Genomic DNA, 21,375 nt, shown 5'->3' on the forward strand with positions numbered 1-21,375 from the left:
GAAAGAAGCGTTCGATCCGGCCGCGGGGTCGGTCGCCGCGGGTCGGCTCCGCTCGCCGCCCCCGCGAAACGGTTAGGTCGCTGCGGGCGCGACGCGCTCCCATGGACGAGCACACCCGTGACCCCGGCGTCGCCCCGCCGCTCGGGAATCCGACCGGGTGGCACGCGGCGGACGAGGGACCGACGGGCGAGGACGACGCGGACGACGGGGGACCCAGCGCCGACGCGCGGATCGCCGGGGGCCACTGGGAGCACGCCACCCTCCGGCGGGCGACCGAGCACGGGGTCCGGCTGTTCAACGCCGGCGCGTACCACGAGTCGCACGACTGCTTCGAAGACGAGTGGTACAACTACGGCAGCGGCACCGCCGAGTCGGCGTTCCTCCACGGGATGGTGCAGGTCGCGGCCGGGGCGTACAAGCGCGTGGACTTCGAGAACGACGACGGGATGCGGTCGCTGTTCGAGACCGCGCTGGAGTACCTCCGGGGGCTCCCGGGCGACTTCTACGGCGTCGACGTCGACGACGTCCGGGCGACGCTCCGGGCCGCGCTCGGCGACCCGACCGCGATCGACGGGTGGACGATCGCCATCGACGGCGCCCGACCCGAGGCGTACCCCGCCGACTACGAGTACGCGGAGGCGCTCGACGAGGCACACTGAGCCGGGGAAAGGACATCGAGTCGGAGAGGGAACGCGAATCGACGAGCGGAGCCGAGCCGCGCTCCGGATCCGAACGCCACTTATCGGCGCGGCTTCTCTCGGAGGTATGGACGTTCACGATCTGGGCGAGGGGGAGCCGGAGGTCGCGGTCGTCGGCGCGATCCACGGCGACGAGCCCTGCGGCGCCCGCGCGGTCCGACGGCTCATCGACGCCGACCTCGACGTGGAGCGCCCGGTGCGGCTGATCGTCGCCAACGAGGCGGCGCTCGACGCCGGGGCGCGCTACCTCGACGCCGACCTCAACCGGTCGTTCCCCGGCGACCCGGACGCGGAGGCACACGAGGTGCGGCTCGCCGCCGAGCTGCTCGACGCGCTCGACGGCTGCTCCACGCTCGCGATCCACTCGACGCAGTCGTACGCCGAGCCGTTCGCCGTCGTCGACTCGATGGACGAGGTCGCCCGCGCGGTCGCCCCGCACCTCCCGGTCGACGCCGTGATCCAGACGGACGCGTTCACCGAGGGGCGGCTCATCGAACACCCGCACACGCTCGAGGTGGAGGCCGGGCTGCAGGGCTCCGACGGCGCCGCAGACAACGCCTACTGGCTCTCCCGGGCGTTTTTGGCCGCGACCGGCGTCGTCCCGGCGCCCGGCGCGGAGAGCGTGGTCGACGCCGGCGGGCGCGAGGACGTGGCGGTGTTCCGGCTCCGCGAACGGATCCCCAAGCCGAGCGCCGAGACGTACGAGGTGTTCGCGCGCAACTTCGAGCGCGTCGAGGCCGGCGAGGCGTTCGCGGCCGCCGGCGACGAGCAGCTCCGCGCCGACGATCCCTTCTACCCCGTGCTGCTGTCGCCGTACGGCTACCGCGACCAGTTCGGTTACGTCGCGGACCGTGTCGGGACGATCGAGTGAGCGACGGGAGGGAGACGAGCTACTCGACCAGCTCGATCTCGTCGTCGCCGTTCGGCACGACGCAGAGGAACGCCCCCGGCTCCTCGCTCTCGTTCCGGTACCAGTGCTCGACCCCCGCCGGGATGAGGAGGGCGTCGCCGGGACCCACCACGTGCTCCTCCTCGCCGATCCCGACGACGTACTCGCCGGAGAGCACGTACTGCTCGTGTTCGACCGCGTTCGTGTGCCGCGGGACCGCGGCGCCGGCCGCGAGGTCGAACCGCCGCATCGCGAAGTTCGGGGCGCCGTCCGACTCGTCGAGGAGGACGCTCTTCCGGAGGCCGTCGGCGGCGTCGACCGCCTCGGAGTCGATCTCGTCGCCGCGCTTCACGACGGGAGCCGGCTCGCCGGCCGTCGTCGCGTCGTCGGTGGTGTCGCGCATACCGGCCGATCGCCGGCCGGCGCCTTATAAACGACGGGGAGTCGGGAGTACGCGACGCCGCCCCACCGTCGCCCGGACGTTTAACCACCCACCCGCCTAATCCGCGGGTATGCGTGGAATCAAGATCGGGACGGCGCTGGGGATCCCGGTCAGGCTCAACTGGACGTTCCTGATCGTGTTGCCGCTCTTCGCCTACCTCATCGGCTCGCAGGTCGGGATGATCGCCGAGACGATGAACACGGCACTCGGTGCCGAGATCATCAACCCGGGCGCACTCGCCGGGGGACTCACGCCGTGGGCGCTCGGGCTCGCGGCCGCACTCGGGCTGTTCGGCGGCGTCCTCCTCCACGAGTTCGGCCACTCGATCGTCGCCATGCGGTACGGCTACGAGATCGAGTCGATCACCCTGTGGCTGCTCGGCGGGCTCGCCAGCTTCACCGAGTTCCCCGAGGACTGGAAACACGAGTTCTGGATCGCGATCGCGGGACCGGTCGTCAGCGTCGCGGTCGGGCTCGTCTGTTACGGCGTGTTCGTGCTCGCGCCGGTCGGATCGAACGCGGTCTTGTTCGTCTTCGGCTACCTCGCGCTGTTGAACATCGTGCTCGCGGTGTTCAACATGCTCCCGGCCTTCCCGATGGACGGCGGGCGCGTCCTCCGGGCGCTCCTCGCGCGGAACCAGCCGCACGCGCAGGCGACCCAGCGCGCCGCCACGATCGGGAAGATATTCGCCTTCTTCATGGGACTGATCGGGCTCTTCTCCTTCCAGCTCCTGCTCATCGTGTTGGCCTTCTTCATCTACATCGCCGCCTCCGGCGAGGCCCAGCAGACGACCCTGAAGGCCGCCTTCGAGGACGTCACCGTCGCCGACGTGATGACCCGCCGCGAGGACCTCCACGTCGTCACCGAGGACACCTCGGTGGCGGAGCTGATGAGTCGGATGTTCGAGGAGCGCCACACCGGCTACCCCGTGCTCCACGGGGACGACCTCGTCGGGATGGTGACCCTCGAGGACGCCCGGTCGATCCGGGAGGTCGAGCGCGACGCCTACCAAGTCGCGGACGTGATGGAGAGCGAGGTGGTCGGCGTCGGTCCGGAGGTCGACGCGATGACCGCGCTCCAGACGATGCAGGAGAACGGCGTCGGCCGGCTCCCGGTCGTCGACCGGAACGACGAGCTGGTCGGACTCATCTCCCGCTCGGACCTGATGACCGCGTTCAACATCATCCAGACGGGCGGCACCCCGAGCGTCATCAGCGGACGCCGACAGCAGCCCGAGGGAGGTCCCGGCCTGTTCTGAGGTCCGAGAGCGCCGGTCCATAGACGATCGCTAGCGGACGCCCTTGATCGATAGCGGGAGTGGGTATTGCAGATCGGTGACGGCGATAGGGTATTTAAGCAACTGTGAGCGACGGCGACGATCGTTTATAAGTGAACGGCGGTGGCGCGCCTGCGAGCGGCCGCCATCGGCGGCCGCGAGCCAGCCCGCGAGGGAGTCGGCCGGCCGGAGCGAAGCGGAGGCCGGCCGACGAGGCTGGGGAGGCCTGAGGTCGTGCGGTTGCAGATGGGTGGGACTCAAAGGGGCAGTCGCCGAGGGCGGCGCAGGTGACGTAAGCACTGCAAGGAGCGAGTGAAACGAGCGACTGAAGCGCGCAGCGAGCGTGCGCCGCCCTCGGCGACTGGGGCTTTGGAGGTCGTCACCGCAGTATCGNAGGAGCGAGTGAAACGAGCGACTGAAGCGCGCAGCGAGCGTGCGCCGCCCTCGGCGACTGGGGCTTTGGAGGTCGTCACCGCAGTATCGCCGTACCCTTATAAATAGCCGACAGCAACACCACTCGGTCGCGTATAAACAACCACTCACCCAACTCGCTATACCCACTCCCGTAATCGCTCGCCACAGTCCCCTCACCGGCTGCAATCGTGTAGAAGCGGTATTTTGAGCGTGTCACCGGATCTGTTCACTCCGGCTCGTCGTACGCCTGCCGCCACAGCCATCGTACCGACCAGACGGCGAACGGCAGCAGGAAGAAGACCCGTACGACATCGGCCGAGGAGCCCCACGGACCGGCGATCAACGCGACGGCGCCGGCCGCGAGCGCGAGCCCGACAGCGACCGCGACCGCGGCGATCGGGCGGTCCATCGCCGGCAGGTCGGTCGAGCGGACCGGGAGGTCGAACGCCGACGCGAGCGCCTCCCCGTCGGCGACGGGACCGACGACCCGCTCCGTCTCGTCGTCGCCGACGCCGGCGGTGAGCTCGACGGTCGTCGCGTCGAACGCGCGGTCCGGGAGCCGGGTGTGAACCACGCTCGCCCCGCGGAGACGGTCGACCGAGGCCGCCCACTGCGGTTCGTCGAGCCACGCGTCGTACGCGACCAGCCGGTCGCCGTACCGCCGGTACTCGATCGGCGCGTAGGCGAGCGCGAACCCGGCGGCGCTCGCGGCGAGCGCGCCGAGGTACAACGCGGAGAGGGCGACCGCGGACCAGCGGACGACGGCACCGGACGGGTCCCCGCCGACGAACAGCCCGAAAGCGGCGATCCACGCGACGAGGAAGCCGGTCGCGTAGACCGGGGCGACGCCGACGAGCGTCTTCAGAACGGCGGTGGCGACGGCGGTCCGGCGATGAACCGGGATCCGGGCGTCCGGTTCGGCGTCGGGAACCGCGATCGGCTCCGGGTCCTCGGGCGACTCGGTCGGACCGGAGAGCCAGTCGGTGAGTCGGCCGCCACCGCTGGCGTCGTCGCCGTGAGCCGTCCGGAACGCCGACCACTCGACGACGAGCTTGGCCGCGACGAAGGCGGCGAGCACGGCGACCCCGCCGCCTGCGGCGTGGAGCGGCGGGAGCGCGAACAGGACGAACAGCAGGAAGACCCCCCGCCTCGTCGGGGTTTCCACGACCGCGTACGGCGAGGTCTCCGCGTACCGCCGTCGGCCGAAGTAGTCGCGGGCGGCCTCGACCGCTTGCCCCGCGAGGAGCGCGAGCGCCGACGCGAGGACGGTCGGACGACCGAGCAGGGCCGGCACGTCGAACGCCTGCGAGAACGTGACGCCGACGAACAGCGCGATCCACGCGGTCGCGCCGCAGACGGCCGCCGCGAACGGGAGGTTTCGGGGGTAGACCGGGGGGAGCCACGAGACCGGGCGGAACGCGCCGCGTTTGCTCGCCAGCGGTGTCTCCGTGACGCTGATGACGCCCGACTCGCGGTCCTCGGCGGGCGGACTGGCCGCGAACAGCGCCGTCGCGCCCGCCATCGGGATCGACAGCACGACTTCGATCGCGTACACCGCGGCGAGCGTCGCGGGGTCCCAGCCGAGGCGAAACACGCCGACGAGCGGGATCAGGTTGGCGAGCAGGACGGGGAGGAACCCGGTGGCACCGGAGGGACTCCGGCGGCCGCGGTGAGCGATGGAGGGCATCCGTCGTCGTTTTCCGAAACGACCGGCCGTGTTTATAAGCACCGGTGAACGCGGATCGGCCCGCGGAACCGACTCACGGGTCGACCCGCGGGTCGACTCGCGGACACGTTCATTGGTACGCTCCGCGTCAGGGAGCGGCCTCACTCCCTCACGACCCGGGAACCGCGGACAGGAGTTATGTAGGTACCGGCGCCATCTCCGGGTATGAGCTATCTCGTTGCAACCGACGGGTCGACGGAGAGCGACGAAGCGGTCCGATACGCCGCGCGGCAGGCGGTCGCGTTCTACGAGACGCTCGAGATCGCCCACGTGTTGACGCCGGACTCGGAACTGGTCGACGGGACGATCATCCTCCCGGGGGAGGAGGCCGCCGTCGACGCGGGACAGGGCGTCTTAGAGAACGCCCGCGCGGTCGCCGAGGAGGCGGTCGGCGACGAGCCGATCGACGTGCGGACGCAGCTGCTCACCGGTCGCCCCGCCGACGCGATCACGAATTACGCCGACGAGGAGGCCGTCGACGCCATCTACGTCGGCCACCGCGGGCTGAGCGAGGAGCGCGAGCAGGTCGTCGGCAGCGTCGCGAAGAGCGTCGTCGACAAGGCCGACGTGCCCGTGACGGTGATCCGGTAGCTGTCAGCCGTCAAACCTGACCGCGGCGGCCCGTACCCTCCGTTCTCGCCGCTCTGGAGGGGACCACCGGCGTCACAGGCGCCGGAAAGAACCGCCATTATCGGTCCTTCAAAGCCGTGTTGTGCCCTATTACGGGTGATGGCAGAAGACGTACTCGTCACGGCGGACTGGGTGGAATCGAACCTCGAGCAGTTCGAGAGCGACGACCCCGCGTACCGGCTCGTCGAGATCAACAATCCGACCGTCACCGACGAGTCGGAGTACACGCCCTACGAGGAGGGACACATCCCGGGCGCGCTGAACTTCGAGTGGGACGAGGTCTTCACCGACGAGACCGAGCGCGACATCGTCTCGAAGGAGGACTTCGCGGCCCGAAACGGCGACGCCGGCATCGAGGCCGACACGACGGTCGTCGTGTACGGCGGCGGCCGCGTCCCCAACTGGTTCGCGCTGTTCGGCTACTGGATCTACAAGTACTACGGCCACGACGACGTGCGCGTGATCGACGGCGGAAAGGGGTACTGGGTCGAGAACGACTACCCGCTCACGACCGAGGAGCCCGACTTCACGCCGCGCGAGTACGTGGCCCGCGGTCCCTTCGAGAGCGTCCGCGCGTACAAAGACGACATCGACAACGCCATCGAAGAGGGGCTCCCGATGGTCGACGTGCGCTCCCCCGAGGAGTTCTCCGGCGAGGTCATCGCCCCCGAGGGCCTCAACGAGACCGCCCAGCGCGGCGGCCACATCCCCGGCGCGAGCAACGTCCCGATCGGGACCACCCTGAACGAGGACGGCACGTTCAAGAGCGCGGACGAGCTCCGCGAGCTGTACTCGGCCGCCGGCGTCGACGGCGACGAGTCGACGATCGCCTACTGCCGCGTCGGCGAGCGCTCGTCGATCGAGTGGTTCCTCCTGCACGAGCTGCTCGGCTACGACGACGTCCGCAACTACGACGGCTCGTGGACCGAGTGGGGGAACCTCGTCGGCGCGCCGATCGAGACGGGCGAGTAAGGAGATTTCGCGGCCGCTGAGATCCGCTCGTCTTTTTAAACAACCGAGTCCGGTGAGGCCCGATTCACCGGACGGACCGCCGCCCGAGGCGGACGCGACGACTCGGCGAAGACCGCCTCTCGATCGACCGCGAGAGCGGACGGCTCGGCGGCGGCGATCCGGTGTTTAAATACTCGTGAGCGGCCGCGACAATCCTTTATAAAGAGTGATACGAGGGAGAGGGGGTTGAGAGAGTTCCAGAAAACCTATTACCGCTCTCACACGGGCACCGGTGTGTCCCTCGCACTCGCGCTCTTCCTCCTCGCGGTCGGGATTCCACACGCCGCCTGGCCGTACCAGTTCGCACGGTTCGAAGAGCAGATAGATTCGATCGGGAGCAAGCGGTCCTGGTCGGATGTCGAACCCGCGGAGTGGAAAGTGACGCTCACGCGCGTCGTCGGGATCGGGATGGCGTTTTTGGGCTCGATCGAACTGCTCGTCGGGTGACTGGTTTGGCTCGGTTCCGGGCGGTACGGCGCGTGGGACCCCCGTCAGATCGAGAGCCACCTCTACCGTCGAGGGCTTCGGCGGCACCGAACGTCCGGCGTCACTGAACGTCCGGCGGCTCAGTCGTCCAGCGACGCGACGGCGGTCCGCTCCGCGCCGATCCGGCGGTCGAGGAAGTCGTCGAGCAGCTCCAGCGACCGGATCTTCTGGTCGATGTCGCCGGAACCGTGCCCCTCCTCGCCGAGCTCCTCGTACTCGTAGTCGACGCCCTCCTCGAAGCCGGCGTCGGCGAGCGCGTCGCGGAGGATGCGCGCCTGCGAGACCGGCACCCGCGGGTCGTTGACGCCGTGGACGATCAGGAGGGGCGCGTCCAGATTCGCGACGTGGGTCACGGGGCTGCGCTCGCGGTAGAGGGCCTCGTTGGCGTCGGGCTCGCCGAGGTTCTTCACCATGAGCTCCGTCCGGAAGTGCGGCATCGTGTTCTCGTACATGTCGAAGAGGTCGCTCACGCCGACCCACGCGATCCCGGCGTCGTACAGGCCGGGGTACTGGACCAGCTGCCAGTTCGCGGAGTAGCCGCCGTAGGAGCCGCCGTAGACGACGACGCGGTCCTCGTCGAGCCAGTCGTACTCGTCGAGGACGTGCTCGGCGCCGGTCGCCACGTCGCCCTGCTCGGCGCCGCCCCAGTCGTCGTACAGCTCCTCGACGAACTCGCGACCGCGTCCCGTGGAACCGCGGTAGTTCACCTGTAACACCGAATAGCCTCGCGAGAGCAGGAACTGGACCCGGTAGCTGAACCGCCGCATGTCGTGGTGTCGCGGACCGCCGTGCGGATTGACGATCAGCGGCGAGGGGCGGCGTCCGGAGTCGAACAGCAGCCCGTCGATCTCGAACTCCTCGGAGGGGTCGTGGTCGACCGCGCGCGCCGGGGTCTCGGGGACGCCGTCGGAGGCGAACGAGACCGTCTCGGGCTCGACGAAGTCGTCGGGGGCGAACGGCCCGTACTCGGCGTCGAGAACTGTCTCCGTCGCGTCGCTCGCGAGGTCGTACGCGACCAGTTCGGGCCGCCGGCTCGACGTGGTCCGGTACGCGAGGAGGCGGTCGTCACCGAGCCGACCGTCCGCCACGCTGGCGACGCCCGCCGGGAACTCCAGCTCGCGCGACTCGCTCGTCTCGACGTCGTAGACGACCGGGACCGTGACGGCCCCGCGCGTCCGGCTCGCGACGAAGCGGGCGCCGTCTTCGAGGAAGTGGCTCGGCGACTCCTCGAACTCGTCGCCGCCGAACCAGGTCACCGTCGCGTCGTCGACCCCCTCGGCGAGGTCGACGATCCCGCTCCGACCGAGGTCGGTGGCGTTGTCGCTCACGAGGAGTCGGTCGCCCTTGGGCCCCCAGTCGACGGGCCGCGCCTCGGCGCCCGTCTCGCCGATCCGCAGGTTCCGAGGGTTCGAGCCGTCGGCGTCGGCGACGTACACGTCGCTGTTCTCGTAGGCGTCCGTCTCGTTCGTCGAGTAGGCGATCCGGTCGCCGGCGGGCGACAGGTGGCCCGAGCCGGCGGCGCGCTCGTAGTCGGTGAGCTTCCCGGTCTCGCCGCTCGGGAGGTCGTGCCGGTAGAGGTTCATCTGCCCGTCGCGGGTGGAGCCGAACAGCAGCGTCTCGCCGTCCTCGCCGACGTCGAACAGGTGGGTCTGGCCGTCCGTCTCGACGACCGGCTCGCTCTCGCCGTCGAGCGACATCGCCCACACGTCGTGCTGCTCGTCGCCGTCGTCGTCGCGGTGGTAGAAGATCCGGTCGCCGGTCGGGTCCCACTCGAATCCGGCGCGCACCGAGCGCGGGACCTCGCCGTCGCTCAACTGGTTCAGCGACCCGTCGCTCGGATCGAGGAGGTGGAGCTCGTTGCGCCCGGTCACGTCGTAGTAGAGGGCTATCGTCTCGCCGTCGGGGGACACCCGCGGGCTCGCGATCGTCGGGAGGGAGGCGAGCTCGCGGAGCACGTCGTCTGTGTCAGACATCCGATCGCAAACGGCGGGCGTGTCGTCTTCAAGCTTTCCCGGCCGTGCAAACGTATTTACGGTTGTGTGTTGTATTGTGATGTATGCAACAGAACGTCGGTGCGGCGGACAAGCGCGTCAGAATCGCCCTCGGAGCGGTCCTCGGGATCGCCTCGCTCGGAACCCTCGGCGGCGCGGTGCCGCTCCCCGAACTCCTCGCGCCCGTGCTCGGGGTCGCCGCGCTTCTCATGCTCGGCACCGCGGCGACCGGCACCTGCGGGCTCTACGCCCTCCTCGGCGTCGACACGTGTCCGGCGCCGGCGGGCGAGTCGCGATAGCGCGGCGGCCGATCGTCCCCGTCCGATCGACGCGATAGCGGTCCGAGAGCCTGTGTTTTCCGGCGTTTCGAGACCGCCGCCGACGGCACTCTCAAGTGTGTGTGGTCGTAACGTCTCACATGAGGATCCAACGCCGACCGACCGACCGCGTGTGCGCTTTCGTCGCCCGGTTCGCGGGTGTCCGAGGTGAGCGTTCGTGAGCGACGGCTCGACCGTCCTCGTGATCGGCGGCGGCGCGACCGGGACCGGGATCGCCCGAGACCTCGCGCTCCGGGGGGTCGACGTGACCCTCGTCGACCGGGGCGGCCTCGCGAGCGGGACCTCGGGTCGCTCGCACGGGCTGCTTCACAGCGGGGCTCGGTACGCCGAAGCCGACGCGCCGGGCGCCGCGGAGTGCCTGACCGAGAACCGGACGCTCCGGGAGATCGCGGGCGAGTGCGTGCGCGAGACGGGCGGGCTGTTCGTCCGGCTGGCCGACGACGACGCCGACTACTTCGAGGAGAAGCTGGACGCCTGCGAGGCCGTCGGGATCGAGACCGAGCGGCTCGACGGCGACGCGGCCCGGGAGCTGGTTCCCGGGCTCTCCGAGCGCGTCGTCGAGGCGTTCCGCGTGCCCGACGGGGTGATCTACCCCTCCCGGCTGGTGGCCGCCAACGCGGCCGACGCCGAGCGACACGGAGCCGACGTGTACCCGCACGCGCCGGTCGAGGGGATCGAGGTCGCCGAGGGGGACGGGGACGAGGGGGACGAGATCGCCGATGGAGACGAGAACGGGGGCGGAGTCGTCGGCGTCCGGGTCGGCGGCGAAGTCGACGACACGCTGGAGCCGGACTACGTCGTCAACGCGACCGGGGCGTGGGCCGACCGGATCGCCGACATGGCCGGCGTCGAGGTCGGGATGGCGCCGAGCCGCGGCGTGATGGTCTCGGTCGAACACGGGGGGCTCGGCCCGGTGTTGAACCGGTGTCGCGACCCGGACGACGGCGACATCGTCGTGCCGCACGACGGCGAGGTCGTGCTCGGCACGACCAGCGTCCCCGTCTCGGACCCCGACGACTACGAGACCGCCGACTGGGAGGTGGAGCGCTCGGTCGAGGAGTGCGCGGCGATGCTCCCGGCGGTCGCCGACGCACCGGAGGTCCGGACGTGGTGGGGCGTCCGCCCCCTGTACGCCCCCGAGGAGGCGGGATCCGACCGACGGGGAATCTCCCGCGGCTTCACCCTGATCGACCACGGCGACGAGGGCGTGCCGAACCTCTTCAGCGTGGTCGGCGGGAAGCTCACGACCTACCGCGAGATGGCCGAGGTGACGGCCGACCGCGTCTGCGAGCGGCTCGGCGTCGACGAGCCGTGCGAGACCGCCGCCGAGCGGCTGCCGGGCGCCGACGACCCGGCCGAGCTCGACGTGTTCGTCGAGCGGTACGGCGGGGCGAACCCGACGGATCTGGACGTCGCGGGCGCCGCTGACGACTGACCGGTCGTACACCCTTATAAAAAAGCGAACGCGGCGACCGCGAGCGGGCGTTACTCGTCGTCGATCAGGCCGCCGAACACCGAGGTCGCGGTGTCGGGCACGTCGAAGTCGTGGTAGTGCTCGCCCTTCTCGTTCGAGAGGATGTTGAGGGCCGCGGCGGCGCCGTCGCCGGCCGAGATGACCGCCTGCCACTCCTCGGCGCGGACCATCGCGCCGGTCGCGTAGGCGCCCTCGACGCTCGTCTCCATCGAGACGCCGACGTCGACGAGGTCGCCGTCGAACTCGCAGCCGAGCGACTCGGCGAGGTCCCGGCTCGCGCCCGTCGCCAGCACGACGTAGTCGGCCTCGTACTCGTCCGCCTCGGTCGTCACGAGGAAGCCGTCGCCGTGCTCCTCGACTCCGGTGACCTCCTCGCCCTGATTCCGGGTGACCCCGAAGTCGTCGACCTGCTGGCGGGCGGTCGCGAGGAACTCGCTGCCGCCGACCGAGCCGATCCCGGGGTAGTTGAACAGGTGCGCCTTGTGCATCCACGTGCCGTCGGTGTCGAACAGGACGGTGTCGAGCCCGTTCTTACCCGTGAACAGTCCCGCGCTGAGCCCGGCCGGTCCGCCGCCGACGATTGCTACGTCTGCCATGGTCGCCATTCCGGTCGCAGCCCGATAAGGCTTGGCGGAACCGGTGACAGCGGTGTGGTACCGACCCGTCCGTGGTGATTCGGGACGGCGTGTCCGTGGCGATCCGGGACGGCGCGGCCGTCGGACGCGGCCGACGGCTACGAGGAGAAGTCGGAGAGCGACCCGGACGAGTTGCCGGATTCGTCCCGGTCTGCGTCTCGGTCGTCTCGGTCGCTCTCCGCTTCGTCGTCGCCGTCGCGGCTCGTCCCTGGCTCGCCCCACGGGGCCTCGGGGTCGACCGGCTCGACGGCGCGGTCGAGGTCGGCGGGCGAGTAGTCGGTCTCGTCGTCAAGGAGCATGGCGAGGCGCTGCCAGCGGGCGCTCTGGTCGTCTTCGCCCTCCGGACCGACCCGAGCGCCGTGGGTCTTGAAAAAGCGCGTGCCGCGGTCACGACGCGCGCCCTCGCCGGTGTGGCCGTCGAAGACCGCGTCGAACGTCCCCTCGGGTTCGAGGTCGCCGACGGGGAAGTCGTGGGCGGGCTCCTCCCCGCGCTCGCGGGCCTCGGCCCGGACCTCGGCGACGGCGGAGAAGTAGGCGTCGGCGTTCGAGGCCTCGCGGGTCGACCGCGCGCGGGCCGCGGCCAGCGCGGCGTGGATCGCGCAGAGCCGGCCCTTCCACTCGGCGGGCTCCCAGCGCTCGGTGGCCAGCTCCTCGTAGCGCTCGACGGTGAGCGCCACCTCGCTGCCCGCGCGGAGATCCTCGACGACGTAGAGGTTCAGGCGGTCCCAGAGGTTCCACGCGTAGCCGGAGCGGGCAAGCTCCCAGGCGGCCCACGCGGCGACCTCCTCGTCGGAGCGGCGCACCGCCTTCTGGAGGAGGCTGGAGACGACGTACCGGCTGTACCCGCCGTCGGTCTCGTTCGGCTCCTTCGCCTCGCCGAAGTCGTTCTCGCCCGTCGCGTCCGGCGTGGTGTCGGTCTCCAAGCTCCCGTCCGACCCGAACGTCGCCTGTCGGTCGTCGCCGTCGGCCATACCCCCGCTCCCGCCGCGAGCGACTTAAAAACCGCGCGCGGCGGGTGCGGTGCGGGTCGTCGAGCCGTCCGCGGTACGGCGGATCACACCGCGTTTGAAAGAGAACCCTTAAGTCGGATCCGGCGGGTAGAATACGGTAACCGCCCTTAGCTCAGCCTGGTAGAGCAGTCGACTGTAGATCGACTTGTCCCCCGTTCAATTCGGGGAGGGCGGATCCGAATTTTACGGCGAAAGCGCCTCTACGGCGCTTTTGTCGTACTTTCACCGTAGAAGACGTGAGCGATTAGTCCGCGTTTTCAGAAGACACCCGGAAAAATCGGAGTGCAACAAGGTACAGTACCCCCCTCGACGCCGTCCCGCGAATTTCGTAGTTGACGGGGGTGCGGCATGAGTGCAGAGCGAGACAGCGACGAGGAGATTCAGGTCGCTGTCGACCTCGAGGGCGACGCGGTCGAGATCGAGCGCGAGCGGGTCGAAACGCTCCGTGTCGATCAGCTCTTTCAGCCGGTCGAAGAGGGCAACTGCGACGCGCGTCTCCAGCTCTGGAGCGACAGCGCCGGCTGGAACGGCTACGAAAGACGCGGCGACCAGTACTACCACGTCAACGTTCTGACCGAGACGACCGTCGAGGGCACAGAGGTCTCCGTCGAATCGGAGTACATCCACGAGGAAGCCGTCCCGCCCGAGGACGTTGCGGAGTCCGTTCGGGATCACATTCTCGACAGACATGCCGGTGGCGTCGGCACCTTCGTCCGGGGGTGTTCTCCGCCATGAGTCGAGCAAACGCTCGCAGCGGGCTCGAAGAGTTCGGCCGCGTCGACACGCAGATCGGCGAGTCGATCAATTTCGACCGACTCGCCGGCAGCGAAGACACGAGCTGGAAGAAGGCGGTTCCCTACCAGTCCGACATCGAGATCGTGTCGCGGCTCGGGTTCAAGGTCAAGAGCCCAAACGGCGAGGAGTGGCACCACGTCGTTCTGGCCAGCGAGGGTGACCACCACGTCGGGCTCTGCGACTGCAAAGGCTGGGAGTACAACGACGGTCCGTGCGTCCACCTCTGCGCCATCAGAAAGGCGGCGTGGACCGGCGTGACGCCGGAGCGTGACATCAACGGCCGGACGATCCGAATCTGCGACCTCGACGCCGTCGACCCCGCCGAACGACGCTACCCGTACCTCACGGACAAGCAGCGCGACGCCTACCTCAAGTGCGACCTCGCCGACATGGGCGTTCGGGAGTACCAGCGAAAGAAGGGCTACAGCAGCCCCGGCACGGTCTCGAACCGGCTCCGAGTCGCCCGCGAGAAGGTCGCCGAGCGCGAACAGCAGCTCCGCGCCGACGGCGGCACCGCCGCCCGGCGCGACGGGGTCACCGACGATCGTCGCCTGCTTGGCGAGGGGGTCGACCGATGAACGCCGTGATCCGTGTGACAAACGCCGACCGTGTCACACAGACCGATTCCGCAGTCTTCGGGGGTAACAAGAACGCTACTGCCGGAACCGGTCCGTGTCACACAGACGGGGGCGCGTCGTCAGAACGGCGTCCCCCCTCATGCACGAGCGCTGTGCGGGCGAACAGCAGGCGGCGCGCGCGCTGCTGCGCGTGGACGGCCGAGCCGAGCGCGGCCACCGGAAGCGAGGTGAGTCGATGAGCGCCGAGACGAGCGGGAAGCGCGTGTCGGCGCGAGTGAGCGACGACGACCTCCTCGACGCGCTCGACGACGCGGCGGACGAGCACGGGTCGCGGTCGGCGGCGATCCGGACGGCGCTGCGCGAGACCTACGCGAACCGCGACAGCAACGAGGCGAACGTGGCTGCGTACCTCCCGGACGATCCGGTCGTCCGCCGGGGCTACGAAGTGCTCTGCGACGAAGCCTCGCCGTTCCAGTCGCGGATCGATGTCGACACCGCGATGAGCCGGGTCGCGAACCGCCTCAACATCCCGAAGGGGAGCGTGAAGCGGCGCGTGGTCCTCCCGCTCGAACGGCAGCGAGTCGGCGGCAAGCGGGTCGTGAAACCGAAGTGGGGCGTGCTGGTGGTCCGGCAGCCGGCCGAACTCGCCGATCTCGCTGGCGCCGTGCGGACCGACGGAGGTCCCCGCGATGCGTAACCTGCGCTGCTGGCTGTTCGGCCACGAGTGGATCGAGACGGCGAAGGTGTGGACCAACCGCGCAACCGGGGAGCACCGGACGACGACGGCCTACTGCTCACGCTGCGAGATGACGATCGGGTTCGTCGAGGACGACGACGACGACCGCGACGAGGTGGACGATGCGTAACGAGGCGACCGTCGTCGGTGCGGCGCCAAACATCGATCTCCGCGGGAAGCGCGACACCGAGCCGGCGGCCGACCGCTGGCGACACCGGATCTACGAGGTGACGTGCATCTCGTGTGGCCACAGCGAGCGCATCCACGTCGAACCGGGCGAGACCCGGTTCGTCGAGCACGACGAGCAGAACGCGGCGCACGTCGTCGAGTACGTCGAGGTGGGCCGATGAACGCCGACAACCGTGCCTGCAACGTTGAACGATTTGACGAGGGACTCTATCAGCGCATTCGCATCAATATGATGGCGATCGCCAGCAAAACACCACCAAACAGTGCGAACACGAACCAGTCGGAAAGCACTCCTAGACCCCAGTCAACCATTTTCCTCGGTGTAAGCCTGTCTGACATATATAATAACGGTCTGAATGTGCCTGAATCAACGGGGTGTGACAACCGCTAAGATGAGTTTGGGATTCTCTATACAGAAACCCAAACTCGCACCTCCCTTCCCCTGAACCGTTTATAAACCAACTACCTCGAAACACCCCGAACAATGGAAACCCAAACTCAGGACAAAGCGACCGTCTGGCTCAAGCCGGAGCAGGTCGACCGAATGCGTTCCGCGACCGTCGAAGCGAGTGCGCCTTACCTCGCCGCTCGGAACGACGCACTGATCGCGACGCTCTACGACTCCGGGCTCCGCGTCGCGGAGGCCGTCGCGCTCGACGTGGCCGACCACGTCGACCTCGACGACGGCGTTCTCGCGCTCCCGGCAGACATCCAGAAGGACTACCCGACCGACCGCACGCCGAGCTACACCGAGATCGAGCTGGCCGACGAGACCGTCCGGACGCTCCGGACGTACCTTGCCGGTCGCTGGAAGGAGACCGCGGCTCTGTGGCCGTCACGACAGTCCGACCGGATGACGACCGAATCCGTTCGGAACGTCGTTCGAGAGGCCGCCGTCGGCGCCGACGTGCGACCGATGACGGTCACAGGGCGAGGCGGGCCGGAGGACGTGACGCCGCACACGCTCCGGCACAGCGTCGCCTACCGGATGCTCAACGTCGAGGAAGGTCACACCTTCTACGACGTGCGGAACCGGCTTCGGCACGCGACGATCCAGACCACCGAGCGAGTCTACGACCATATAGACCGCGTGTAAATACGCGGTCAGGGGACGCTCAACCGGAGACAACCTGTATCAGAGATACTGGATACGAACTTCTGGCCGCCTCAATCATATAACACACAACTAAACGTATAGACCGTACCTTGTCTCAATTGATGATTAATTGGTCACCGATTGTCTCGGCGATAGGGATCGCTCTTGTATTGATAGGAACTGTTGTTTTGTCACTTCCAGACCTACCACGATATCTACGGATTAGATATTATCAGCATTCTAGACTACTAAGCGATTATTACGAGGCACGAGAGTATGTCTTATCAGCGAGGAAGGGGCGGAGATTCACTTTTTCCGACCGAGTAATTTGTTACACATTTGTAGACTATCTTGACATGAACCTACGTGAGGACTTGCCTGACAAGACGCCAAATGAAATCCAAACTGGAGCTGTGGAGCTACGAGCTAAAGTTGGGGAGGATTGGAGAGAATACGACTTCCAACGTCCACAAAGAGCAATTGTGGAACTTTTGGACCTAACTCTTGAACGTGAGTGTCGTATGATTGGGATTAGTATAGCTCTTATTGGGACACTAACGGCTATTGCGGGAACGCTGATGTGAAGAGTAGTACGCCTATTATTTAATTACTTATTCAGCGATAAGAAACATAATATCGCCGCGTAATTTGCTGATATGGTCTGCTTGACCAGTAACACTTTGCCAGCTAAACAGTTCGAAACGGAGAGGGACGCTGATGCGCGCCTCTGAAGCCGGCGCCGCCCTCGCGCTCCAGCCGGAGGACGAGGGCGAGCGGACCGCACTCTCGCGGCTCCGCGAGATCTACCGCCGGGCGACCGCGTACCGCCTGCCGTGTCCATACTGGGACGAGGAACCGGGTCGCTACTGCGACCTCAACCCGACCGGCGCGGACGCCCTGGTGCTTCGCGACGGGATGGGCTCCGACGCCGTCGACGGCGAGGCCGCCGAAGAGGCACGCGTCGACGACGGAGAACCCCTGCCGTCGCCGTCGCTCCCGGTCGGATCGAACATCGTGGAGGGCTGTGCGTGACGGAGATCGTCGAACTCGGCACCCGAGACGACGCCAACGCGGTGCGAGACGACTACGCCGACCACCTCACCGGCCGATTCGACCGACGGTTCGCGAAGGTCGAGCTCGCCGACGACATCCCTGACGACGTCGAGGCCGAGATCCGCGGCGTCGCCGCCGACGGCCGCGCCGACCGTGAGGGCGGCGCCGGGCACGCAGAACTCACGGACGGTGAAAAGCGTCGCGTCGGCCCGTTCACGGGGTCGAACAACTACCGGAAGGCGACCGCGGTCAAGGCCGCGTTTCTCGACGCGGGGATCGACGACTGGGAGGCGTACTACGACCCGGAACTCACCGCCGACGAGAACACCGGCCGGATCGAAGAGGTGCGCCAGCAGCAGACAGGCGCCGACGTGAGCGACGGCCCGATCGAGGGCGAGGCGCTCCAGAAGGAGGCGGCCGCCGCCGCTCGCGTCGAGGGCGAAGAGTGCGACCACGCTCGGAACATGTGCCAGCACGGCAATGCCGACGCCTGCGAGCACCTCACGAAGGACTGCGGCGCCGACGAGACCGAGGTGTCGTCGCTGCTCGACTTCGCCGAGGCGGTCCCCTACGACCACCTCGACGGCGAGACGAAGGGCGCCCTGTCGCGCTCGTGGAGCGGCTACAAGGTGAGCGTGAAGCGGCTCGCGAGTCTGCTCGACGAGGTACAGCGTGAGTTCCGGAACGCCGAGCGCGCAGCCGCCGCGATCGACGCGATCGAAGAGGGGATCAGCGACGCCAACACGGAGCGGTTCAAGGCGCTCGAAGGCCACCACCGGGCGCTCCTAAACCTCTACGGGAGCCACGACGACCGACTCCACGGCCAGCCGGGACGCGGTCGCGACCCGACCGACGCCGACCTCGCGGACCGCGCGCCGGTCCGGCCGGCGGTCCCGGAGCGACCGGCCGCGCTCGGCAGCTCCAGCAGCGAGAGCAACACGACCGAGCAACTGCTTCGCGACGATCGTCACGTCGACGACCCCGACCCCGATGGCGGCCTCGGTCGCTTCGGCGTCGAGGCCGACGAGGGCCGCGACGCGCCCTCCGAAGAACACCGCCGGGCGCAGAACCGCGGGTACGTCCGAAGCGGCTCTCGCGGCTTTGCCGACGACGCCAGCGCCCGAGAGGGACTCGGCCAGTTCGCCGCGACGGGCGGCGAGGAGACCCTAGACAACTTCGAGGAGACCGATGCCTGAACTCGCCTGCAAGATCGAGGGGTGCGACTACGAGGGGAGCCCGCAGGGGCTCCGGTCGCACCTCCACGGACGGAAGGACGACGAGCACGTCGACGCTGCGACCGACCGGCTACATCACGACTGGTATCCGGTCGCCTACGGCCTCGACGAAGCGCGCGACGACGACGAAGGGGGAGACGAGGGGGGCGATACCCCCTCTGACGATCCCCCTGAAGACGCCAATTCGGACCCCTCTGAGGTGGGTACTGGCGAAGGGGGCGCGGATACCCTCGATCCGGACCCCTCCGATGGGGGTGCAGAATCGCCCGACGAAGCGGACGAATACGCCGCGCAGTGGGAGGGCGCAGATACCCCCTCTGACGACCCCCCTGAAGACGCCGATCCGGGCCCCTCTGAGGAGGGTAGCGACGGAGAGGGTGACGAGACCCCCTCTTCAGACCCCTCTGAAGGGGCCGGACCGGGGCTCGGCACAGCCCTCGTGCTGGGTACTGGTGCCCTCGCCGTCGCGGTGCTGCTCCGTGGACGGGGGTCGGACCCCACCGAAGGGGGTACCGAATCGCCCGACGCGACCAACCCCGACGATACCCACGACGAGGGGGGACGTGGGGGCACTGGATGGGGGCAAGATGGGGGATCTGACCCCTTCGAAGGCACCGACACGGACGACATGGAGTACACGCCGACCGAAACATGACTGACGACCCTACCAACGACGACGCCGACCCGGACGAATCGCCCGACGACGAGACCCCCGCCGACGCTGACGATACCCCCGACGAAGGGGGTGATGAGGGGGACGAACGGCCCCCAATCGACGACGACGAGCGGGCCGACATCGACCTCGCGGCGATCTCCGAGGAGATCCAAGAGGAGGAAGGGGGTGACGACCCCCCAGAAGAGGGGTCCGAATCGCCCGACGCGACCAACCCCGACGATACCCCCGACGAAGGGGGAGAGAAGGGGGGCGAGACCCCCACTGAAGCCCCCTCGGAAGGGGGTTGGGGCGAGATGTATGTCGAGTCGCTCGCGGTCTTGCTCCCGGAGGTGGCCACGGAGATGCGCGACGACGAGGACGCCGACGCGATGTCGGCCGAAGAGGTCGAAGCGCTCGCGACGAAACCGCCGGTCGAACTCGATCAGAAGTTCGACGCGGTGGTCTCGGACATGGGGATGGAGGGGATGAGCGACAAGCAAGCGCTCCTCTTCTCGACCGCGATCGTCTGCGGCACCGTGCTCCTGAAGGACAGCGATGTCGCCGGCGATATCGTCGGCTCGCTTTCTGAGGGGGTGAGCGCGTGATGCTGGGCCTCCAGAAGCAGGCGATGAAGCGGATGGTCGCGAATCCCGAGGAGAACGAGCAGATCCGCGCCTACGCCTCGATCCTCGCCGGGATCGAGCGCGACCACCGCGAGAAGATGCGCGATCACGCCGACGCGCTCGGCATCGACCCCGAGGAAGTCGGCCTCGACGAGCCGCCGGACACCGAGGAGCGAGTGACGGCGCTCGCGAAGGCGGTCGGGGCGCACGTCGTCGGGGATCCGTGGCGCCTCTACGTCGACCAACTCGCGCCGGACGAGCTGGAAAACGCCGACCGAGCGCGCGGGTTCGCCGGCACCGGCGCCGATGACTGGAACGCGCAGATCGAGGAGTGGGCCGACAGCTTCCGCGACCGAGCGGGGGACGCCGTCGCCGACCGAACGGACCGCGACCTCGCCGCGGTCCACGTCCGCGAGACGTTCGGCGTCGACCTCGACGTCTTCGAAGAGGAGATCGTCGACTTCGATCCCGGCCGCGTCTTCCAGCAGGTGATCGCTGGCCCGATCGAGACGAACGGCGAAGCACTCGAAGACCTCACCGAACGGGTGCAGTAACCCATGCACATGCTGGTATCGGCCGTTTCGGGATGGGGTAAAGGGTGGCTGGCGCACGCTCTCGCCGAGAAGAACATCAAGGGCGACACCTTCGATCGGGTGGTCGTGCTCGACACGTCCGACGAGTTCCGAGGTCTCGTGAGCAAGGAGACCGGACCAGGACTCGCGACGCACTGGTTCGCCGGCCCTCGAGAGCGGGATCACTTCGGGCCGGACGTGTGGGGCAACATGATCGACCGCAACGAGGCGGTCGTCGTCGGCCGCCACGTCGACAAGGACGACTGGCAGGAGGTCTCTCGGGACGTGATCCTCGCGTGCCGACAGTCGGACCACGACGTGCTGATCGTCATCGACGAGGCGCACGGAATCGCCCCGGAAGGAGAGGGGTACCCCGACGAGATCAAGGACCTCGCGACCGATGGTCGGACCGAGGGCGGGTCGGCCACGTCGTCGATCTGGGTGACCCAGCGACTCGCCCAACTCTGTAAGAAAGTGGTCGGCAATTGCACGGCGCGGTTCCTCGGCGGCTACCAGTCCGGTAACGACCTCAACGCGGTGAAGGACGTGCTAGAGTACCCGAAGGAGGCGCACAACACGGGTGGACAGGAGGTGCCGAACCTCCCGGCGAAGCTGCACGCCCCCGACGACGGCGCGATCTCCGTCCGGAAGTGGGTCGAGGAGGGACCGGACGGCGAGCCCCAGACGGTCAACTCCGAGTGGATCTACAGCGACGACTCGGGCAAGATCGAGCGCGTCGAGTCGAACCAGTATGAACCGGAGTGTGACCACGTCGGCGCGGAAGGAAAGCGGATCGAGGTGGGGTTATGACAAGAACACAGAT

General features: G+C 68.3%; 26 protein-coding genes and 1 tRNA gene. 22 read left to right on the top strand and 5 right to left on the bottom strand.

Annotated elements, in window-relative coordinates; all coding sequences use genetic code 11:
• Positions 1-101: 101 nt before the first annotated feature.
• Together C469_RS15175 and C469_RS15180 are read left to right on the top strand one after the other, a co-directional pair.
• Positions 102-659: a DUF309 domain-containing protein gene (locus C469_RS15175; protein ID WP_008008178.1), complete on the top strand. Its 558-nt coding sequence runs from the start codon at positions 102-104 to the stop codon at positions 657-659.
• A 106-nt stretch (positions 660-765) separates the two neighbouring features.
• Entirely contained in the window at positions 766-1,569 is an 804-nt protein-coding gene (locus tag C469_RS15180; RefSeq protein ID WP_008008179.1) for a succinylglutamate desuccinylase/aspartoacylase domain-containing protein, read from the top strand.
• Positions 1,570-1,588: 19 nt separating this feature from the next.
• Here the strand turns inward: C469_RS15180 and C469_RS15185 are convergent, their stop codons facing one another.
• Positions 1,589-1,990: a cupin domain-containing protein gene (locus tag C469_RS15185; protein WP_008008180.1), complete on the bottom strand. Its 402-nt coding sequence runs from the start codon at positions 1,988-1,990 to the stop codon at positions 1,589-1,591.
• Between the two features lie 109 nt (positions 1,991-2,099).
• On the opposite strand from C469_RS15185, the gene C469_RS15190 reads away from it, so the two are divergent.
• Positions 2,100-3,287 carry a CBS domain-containing protein gene (locus C469_RS15190; protein WP_008008181.1) on the top strand — a complete coding sequence of 396 codons (1,188 nt, stop codon included), beginning with the start codon at positions 2,100-2,102 and terminating at the stop codon, positions 3,285-3,287.
• A 658-nt stretch (positions 3,288-3,945) separates the two neighbouring features.
• Here C469_RS15190 and C469_RS15195 read toward each other — a convergent pair.
• A complete protein-coding gene (locus tag C469_RS15195; protein WP_008008182.1) occupies positions 3,946-5,406 on the bottom strand; it encodes a DUF6498-containing protein in 1,461 nt (486 codons plus the stop codon).
• Between the two features lie 204 nt (positions 5,407-5,610).
• On the opposite strand from C469_RS15195, the gene C469_RS15200 reads away from it, so the two are divergent.
• The 3 genes from C469_RS15200 to C469_RS15210 all read left to right on the top strand — a co-directional run bounded on the left by C469_RS15200 (position 5,611) and on the right by C469_RS15210 (position 7,533).
• Positions 5,611-6,036 carry a universal stress protein gene (locus tag C469_RS15200; protein WP_008008184.1) on the top strand — a complete coding sequence of 142 codons (426 nt, stop codon included), beginning with the start codon at positions 5,611-5,613 and terminating at the stop codon, positions 6,034-6,036.
• Positions 6,037-6,174: 138 nt separating this feature from the next.
• The gene (locus C469_RS15205; RefSeq protein ID WP_008008186.1) at positions 6,175-7,047 is read left to right on the top strand and encodes a sulfurtransferase; all 873 of its coding nucleotides are present in this window, start codon (positions 6,175-6,177) and stop codon (positions 7,045-7,047) included.
• 273 nt (positions 7,048-7,320) lie between these two features.
• Positions 7,321-7,533 (top strand): hypothetical protein, encoded by a 213-nt coding sequence (locus C469_RS15210; protein ID WP_008008191.1) that lies wholly within the window; start codon positions 7,321-7,323, stop codon positions 7,531-7,533.
• Between the two features lie 119 nt (positions 7,534-7,652).
• Here C469_RS15210 and C469_RS15215 read toward each other — a convergent pair whose 3' ends face one another.
• Entirely contained in the window at positions 7,653-9,545 is a 1,893-nt protein-coding gene (locus C469_RS15215) for a S9 family peptidase (protein ID WP_008008192.1), read from the bottom strand.
• Positions 9,546-9,628: 83 nt separating this feature from the next.
• Here C469_RS15215 and C469_RS15220 point away from each other — a divergent pair, with 83 nt between their 5' ends.
• Positions 9,629-9,862: a YgaP family membrane protein gene (locus tag C469_RS15220; protein WP_008008193.1), complete on the top strand. Its 234-nt coding sequence runs from the start codon at positions 9,629-9,631 to the stop codon at positions 9,860-9,862.
• A 196-nt stretch (positions 9,863-10,058) separates the two neighbouring features.
• Positions 10,059-11,336: an FAD-dependent oxidoreductase gene (locus tag C469_RS15225; RefSeq protein ID WP_008008194.1), complete on the top strand. Its 1,278-nt coding sequence runs from the start codon at positions 10,059-10,061 to the stop codon at positions 11,334-11,336.
• A 50-nt stretch (positions 11,337-11,386) separates the two neighbouring features.
• Here C469_RS15225 and C469_RS15230 read toward each other — a convergent pair whose 3' ends face one another.
• A complete protein-coding gene (locus C469_RS15230) occupies positions 11,387-11,971 on the bottom strand; it encodes an NAD(P)/FAD-dependent oxidoreductase (RefSeq protein WP_049911471.1) in 585 nt (194 codons plus the stop codon).
• Positions 11,972-12,108: 137 nt separating this feature from the next.
• Positions 12,109-12,981, bottom strand: coding sequence for a hypothetical protein (locus C469_RS15235; protein ID WP_008008196.1), 873 nt, complete (start codon positions 12,979-12,981; stop codon positions 12,109-12,111).
• Positions 12,982-13,121: 140 nt separating this feature from the next.
• Here C469_RS15235 and C469_RS15240 point away from each other — a divergent pair.
• The 14 genes from C469_RS15240 to C469_RS15295 all read left to right on the top strand — a co-directional run bounded on the left by C469_RS15240 (position 13,122) and on the right by C469_RS15295 (position 21,362).
• Positions 13,122-13,195, top strand: a tRNA-Tyr gene (locus C469_RS15240).
• A gap of 173 nt (positions 13,196-13,368) precedes the next feature.
• Entirely contained in the window at positions 13,369-13,755 is a 387-nt protein-coding gene (locus C469_RS15245; protein ID WP_008008199.1) for a hypothetical protein, read from the top strand.
• Positions 13,752-14,393, top strand: a complete 642-nt coding sequence (locus tag C469_RS15250; protein ID WP_008008201.1) for a hypothetical protein — start codon at positions 13,752-13,754, stop codon at positions 14,391-14,393. The genes C469_RS15245 and C469_RS15250 overlap by 4 nt, the downstream gene beginning before the upstream one ends.
• A gap of 139 nt (positions 14,394-14,532) precedes the next feature.
• Entirely contained in the window at positions 14,533-15,090 is a 558-nt protein-coding gene (locus C469_RS15255) for a hypothetical protein (protein ID WP_008008202.1), read from the top strand.
• Complete coding sequence (locus tag C469_RS17305; protein ID WP_169330838.1) at positions 15,083-15,259, top strand: hypothetical protein; 177 nt, start codon at positions 15,083-15,085, stop codon at positions 15,257-15,259. The genes C469_RS15255 and C469_RS17305 overlap by 8 nt, the downstream gene beginning before the upstream one ends.
• Entirely contained in the window at positions 15,252-15,479 is a 228-nt protein-coding gene (locus C469_RS17310; RefSeq protein ID WP_008008204.1) for a hypothetical protein, read from the top strand. Before C469_RS17305 ends, C469_RS17310 begins: the two co-directional genes overlap by 8 nt.
• Positions 15,476-15,709 (top strand): hypothetical protein, encoded by a 234-nt coding sequence (locus C469_RS17315; protein WP_169330839.1) that lies wholly within the window; start codon positions 15,476-15,478, stop codon positions 15,707-15,709. The genes C469_RS17310 and C469_RS17315 overlap by 4 nt, the downstream gene beginning before the upstream one ends.
• 93 nt (positions 15,710-15,802) lie before the next feature.
• A complete protein-coding gene (locus C469_RS15265) occupies positions 15,803-16,414 on the top strand; it encodes a tyrosine-type recombinase/integrase (protein ID WP_008008205.1) in 612 nt (203 codons plus the stop codon).
• Between the two features lie 717 nt (positions 16,415-17,131).
• The gene (locus C469_RS15270; RefSeq protein ID WP_008008206.1) at positions 17,132-17,446 is read left to right on the top strand and encodes a hypothetical protein; all 315 of its coding nucleotides are present in this window, start codon (positions 17,132-17,134) and stop codon (positions 17,444-17,446) included.
• The gene (locus C469_RS15275; protein ID WP_008008207.1) at positions 17,443-18,663 is read left to right on the top strand and encodes a hypothetical protein; all 1,221 of its coding nucleotides are present in this window, start codon (positions 17,443-17,445) and stop codon (positions 18,661-18,663) included. The genes C469_RS15270 and C469_RS15275 overlap by 4 nt, the downstream gene beginning before the upstream one ends.
• Entirely contained in the window at positions 18,656-19,357 is a 702-nt protein-coding gene (locus C469_RS15280; protein WP_008008212.1) for a hypothetical protein, read from the top strand. Before C469_RS15275 ends, C469_RS15280 begins: the two co-directional genes overlap by 8 nt.
• Entirely contained in the window at positions 19,354-19,962 is a 609-nt protein-coding gene (locus C469_RS15285; protein ID WP_008008214.1) for a hypothetical protein, read from the top strand. Before C469_RS15280 ends, C469_RS15285 begins: the two co-directional genes overlap by 4 nt.
• Entirely contained in the window at positions 19,962-20,534 is a 573-nt protein-coding gene (locus C469_RS15290) for a hypothetical protein (RefSeq protein WP_008008217.1), read from the top strand. Before C469_RS15285 ends, C469_RS15290 begins: the two co-directional genes overlap by 1 nt.
• Before the next feature lie 3 nt (positions 20,535-20,537).
• A complete protein-coding gene (locus C469_RS15295; protein ID WP_008008222.1) occupies positions 20,538-21,362 on the top strand; it encodes a hypothetical protein in 825 nt (274 codons plus the stop codon).
• Positions 21,363-21,375: the final 13 nt, after the last annotated feature.

Source organism: Halorubrum lipolyticum DSM 21995 (assembly GCF_000337375.1).
GTDB lineage: Archaea > Halobacteriota > Halobacteria > Halobacteriales > Haloferacaceae > Halorubrum > Halorubrum lipolyticum.

Coding starts and splice junctions, on each gene's coding strand:
- C469_RS17310 (WP_008008204.1), top strand. CDS start 15,252: ATGCGTAACGAGGCGACCGTCGTCGGTGCGGCGCCAAACATCGATCTC.
- C469_RS15230 (WP_049911471.1), bottom strand. CDS start 11,971: ATGGCAGACGTAGCAATCGTCGGCGGCGGACCGGCCGGGCTCAGCGCG.
- C469_RS15285 (WP_008008214.1), top strand. CDS start 19,354: ATGACTGACGACCCTACCAACGACGACGCCGACCCGGACGAATCGCCC.
- C469_RS15265 (WP_008008205.1), top strand. CDS start 15,803: ATGGAAACCCAAACTCAGGACAAAGCGACCGTCTGGCTCAAGCCGGAG.
- C469_RS15255 (WP_008008202.1), top strand. CDS start 14,533: ATGCACGAGCGCTGTGCGGGCGAACAGCAGGCGGCGCGCGCGCTGCTG.
- C469_RS15175 (WP_008008178.1), top strand. CDS start 102: ATGGACGAGCACACCCGTGACCCCGGCGTCGCCCCGCCGCTCGGGAAT.
- C469_RS17315 (WP_169330839.1), top strand. CDS start 15,476: ATGAACGCCGACAACCGTGCCTGCAACGTTGAACGATTTGACGAGGGA.
- C469_RS15205 (WP_008008186.1), top strand. CDS start 6,175: ATGGCAGAAGACGTACTCGTCACGGCGGACTGGGTGGAATCGAACCTC.
- C469_RS15270 (WP_008008206.1), top strand. CDS start 17,132: ATGCGCGCCTCTGAAGCCGGCGCCGCCCTCGCGCTCCAGCCGGAGGAC.
- C469_RS15200 (WP_008008184.1), top strand. CDS start 5,611: ATGAGCTATCTCGTTGCAACCGACGGGTCGACGGAGAGCGACGAAGCG.
- C469_RS15290 (WP_008008217.1), top strand. CDS start 19,962: ATGCTGGGCCTCCAGAAGCAGGCGATGAAGCGGATGGTCGCGAATCCC.
- C469_RS17305 (WP_169330838.1), top strand. CDS start 15,083: ATGCGTAACCTGCGCTGCTGGCTGTTCGGCCACGAGTGGATCGAGACG.
- C469_RS15280 (WP_008008212.1), top strand. CDS start 18,656: ATGCCTGAACTCGCCTGCAAGATCGAGGGGTGCGACTACGAGGGGAGC.
- C469_RS15215 (WP_008008192.1), bottom strand. CDS start 9,545: ATGTCTGACACAGACGACGTGCTCCGCGAGCTCGCCTCCCTCCCGACG.
- C469_RS15245 (WP_008008199.1), top strand. CDS start 13,369: ATGAGTGCAGAGCGAGACAGCGACGAGGAGATTCAGGTCGCTGTCGAC.
- C469_RS15220 (WP_008008193.1), top strand. CDS start 9,629: ATGCAACAGAACGTCGGTGCGGCGGACAAGCGCGTCAGAATCGCCCTC.
- C469_RS15250 (WP_008008201.1), top strand. CDS start 13,752: ATGAGTCGAGCAAACGCTCGCAGCGGGCTCGAAGAGTTCGGCCGCGTC.
- C469_RS15180 (WP_008008179.1), top strand. CDS start 766: ATGGACGTTCACGATCTGGGCGAGGGGGAGCCGGAGGTCGCGGTCGTC.
- C469_RS15295 (WP_008008222.1), top strand. CDS start 20,538: ATGCACATGCTGGTATCGGCCGTTTCGGGATGGGGTAAAGGGTGGCTG.
- C469_RS15195 (WP_008008182.1), bottom strand. CDS start 5,406: ATGCCCTCCATCGCTCACCGCGGCCGCCGGAGTCCCTCCGGTGCCACC.
- C469_RS15235 (WP_008008196.1), bottom strand. CDS start 12,981: ATGGCCGACGGCGACGACCGACAGGCGACGTTCGGGTCGGACGGGAGC.
- C469_RS15185 (WP_008008180.1), bottom strand. CDS start 1,990: ATGCGCGACACCACCGACGACGCGACGACGGCCGGCGAGCCGGCTCCC.
- C469_RS15190 (WP_008008181.1), top strand. CDS start 2,100: ATGCGTGGAATCAAGATCGGGACGGCGCTGGGGATCCCGGTCAGGCTC.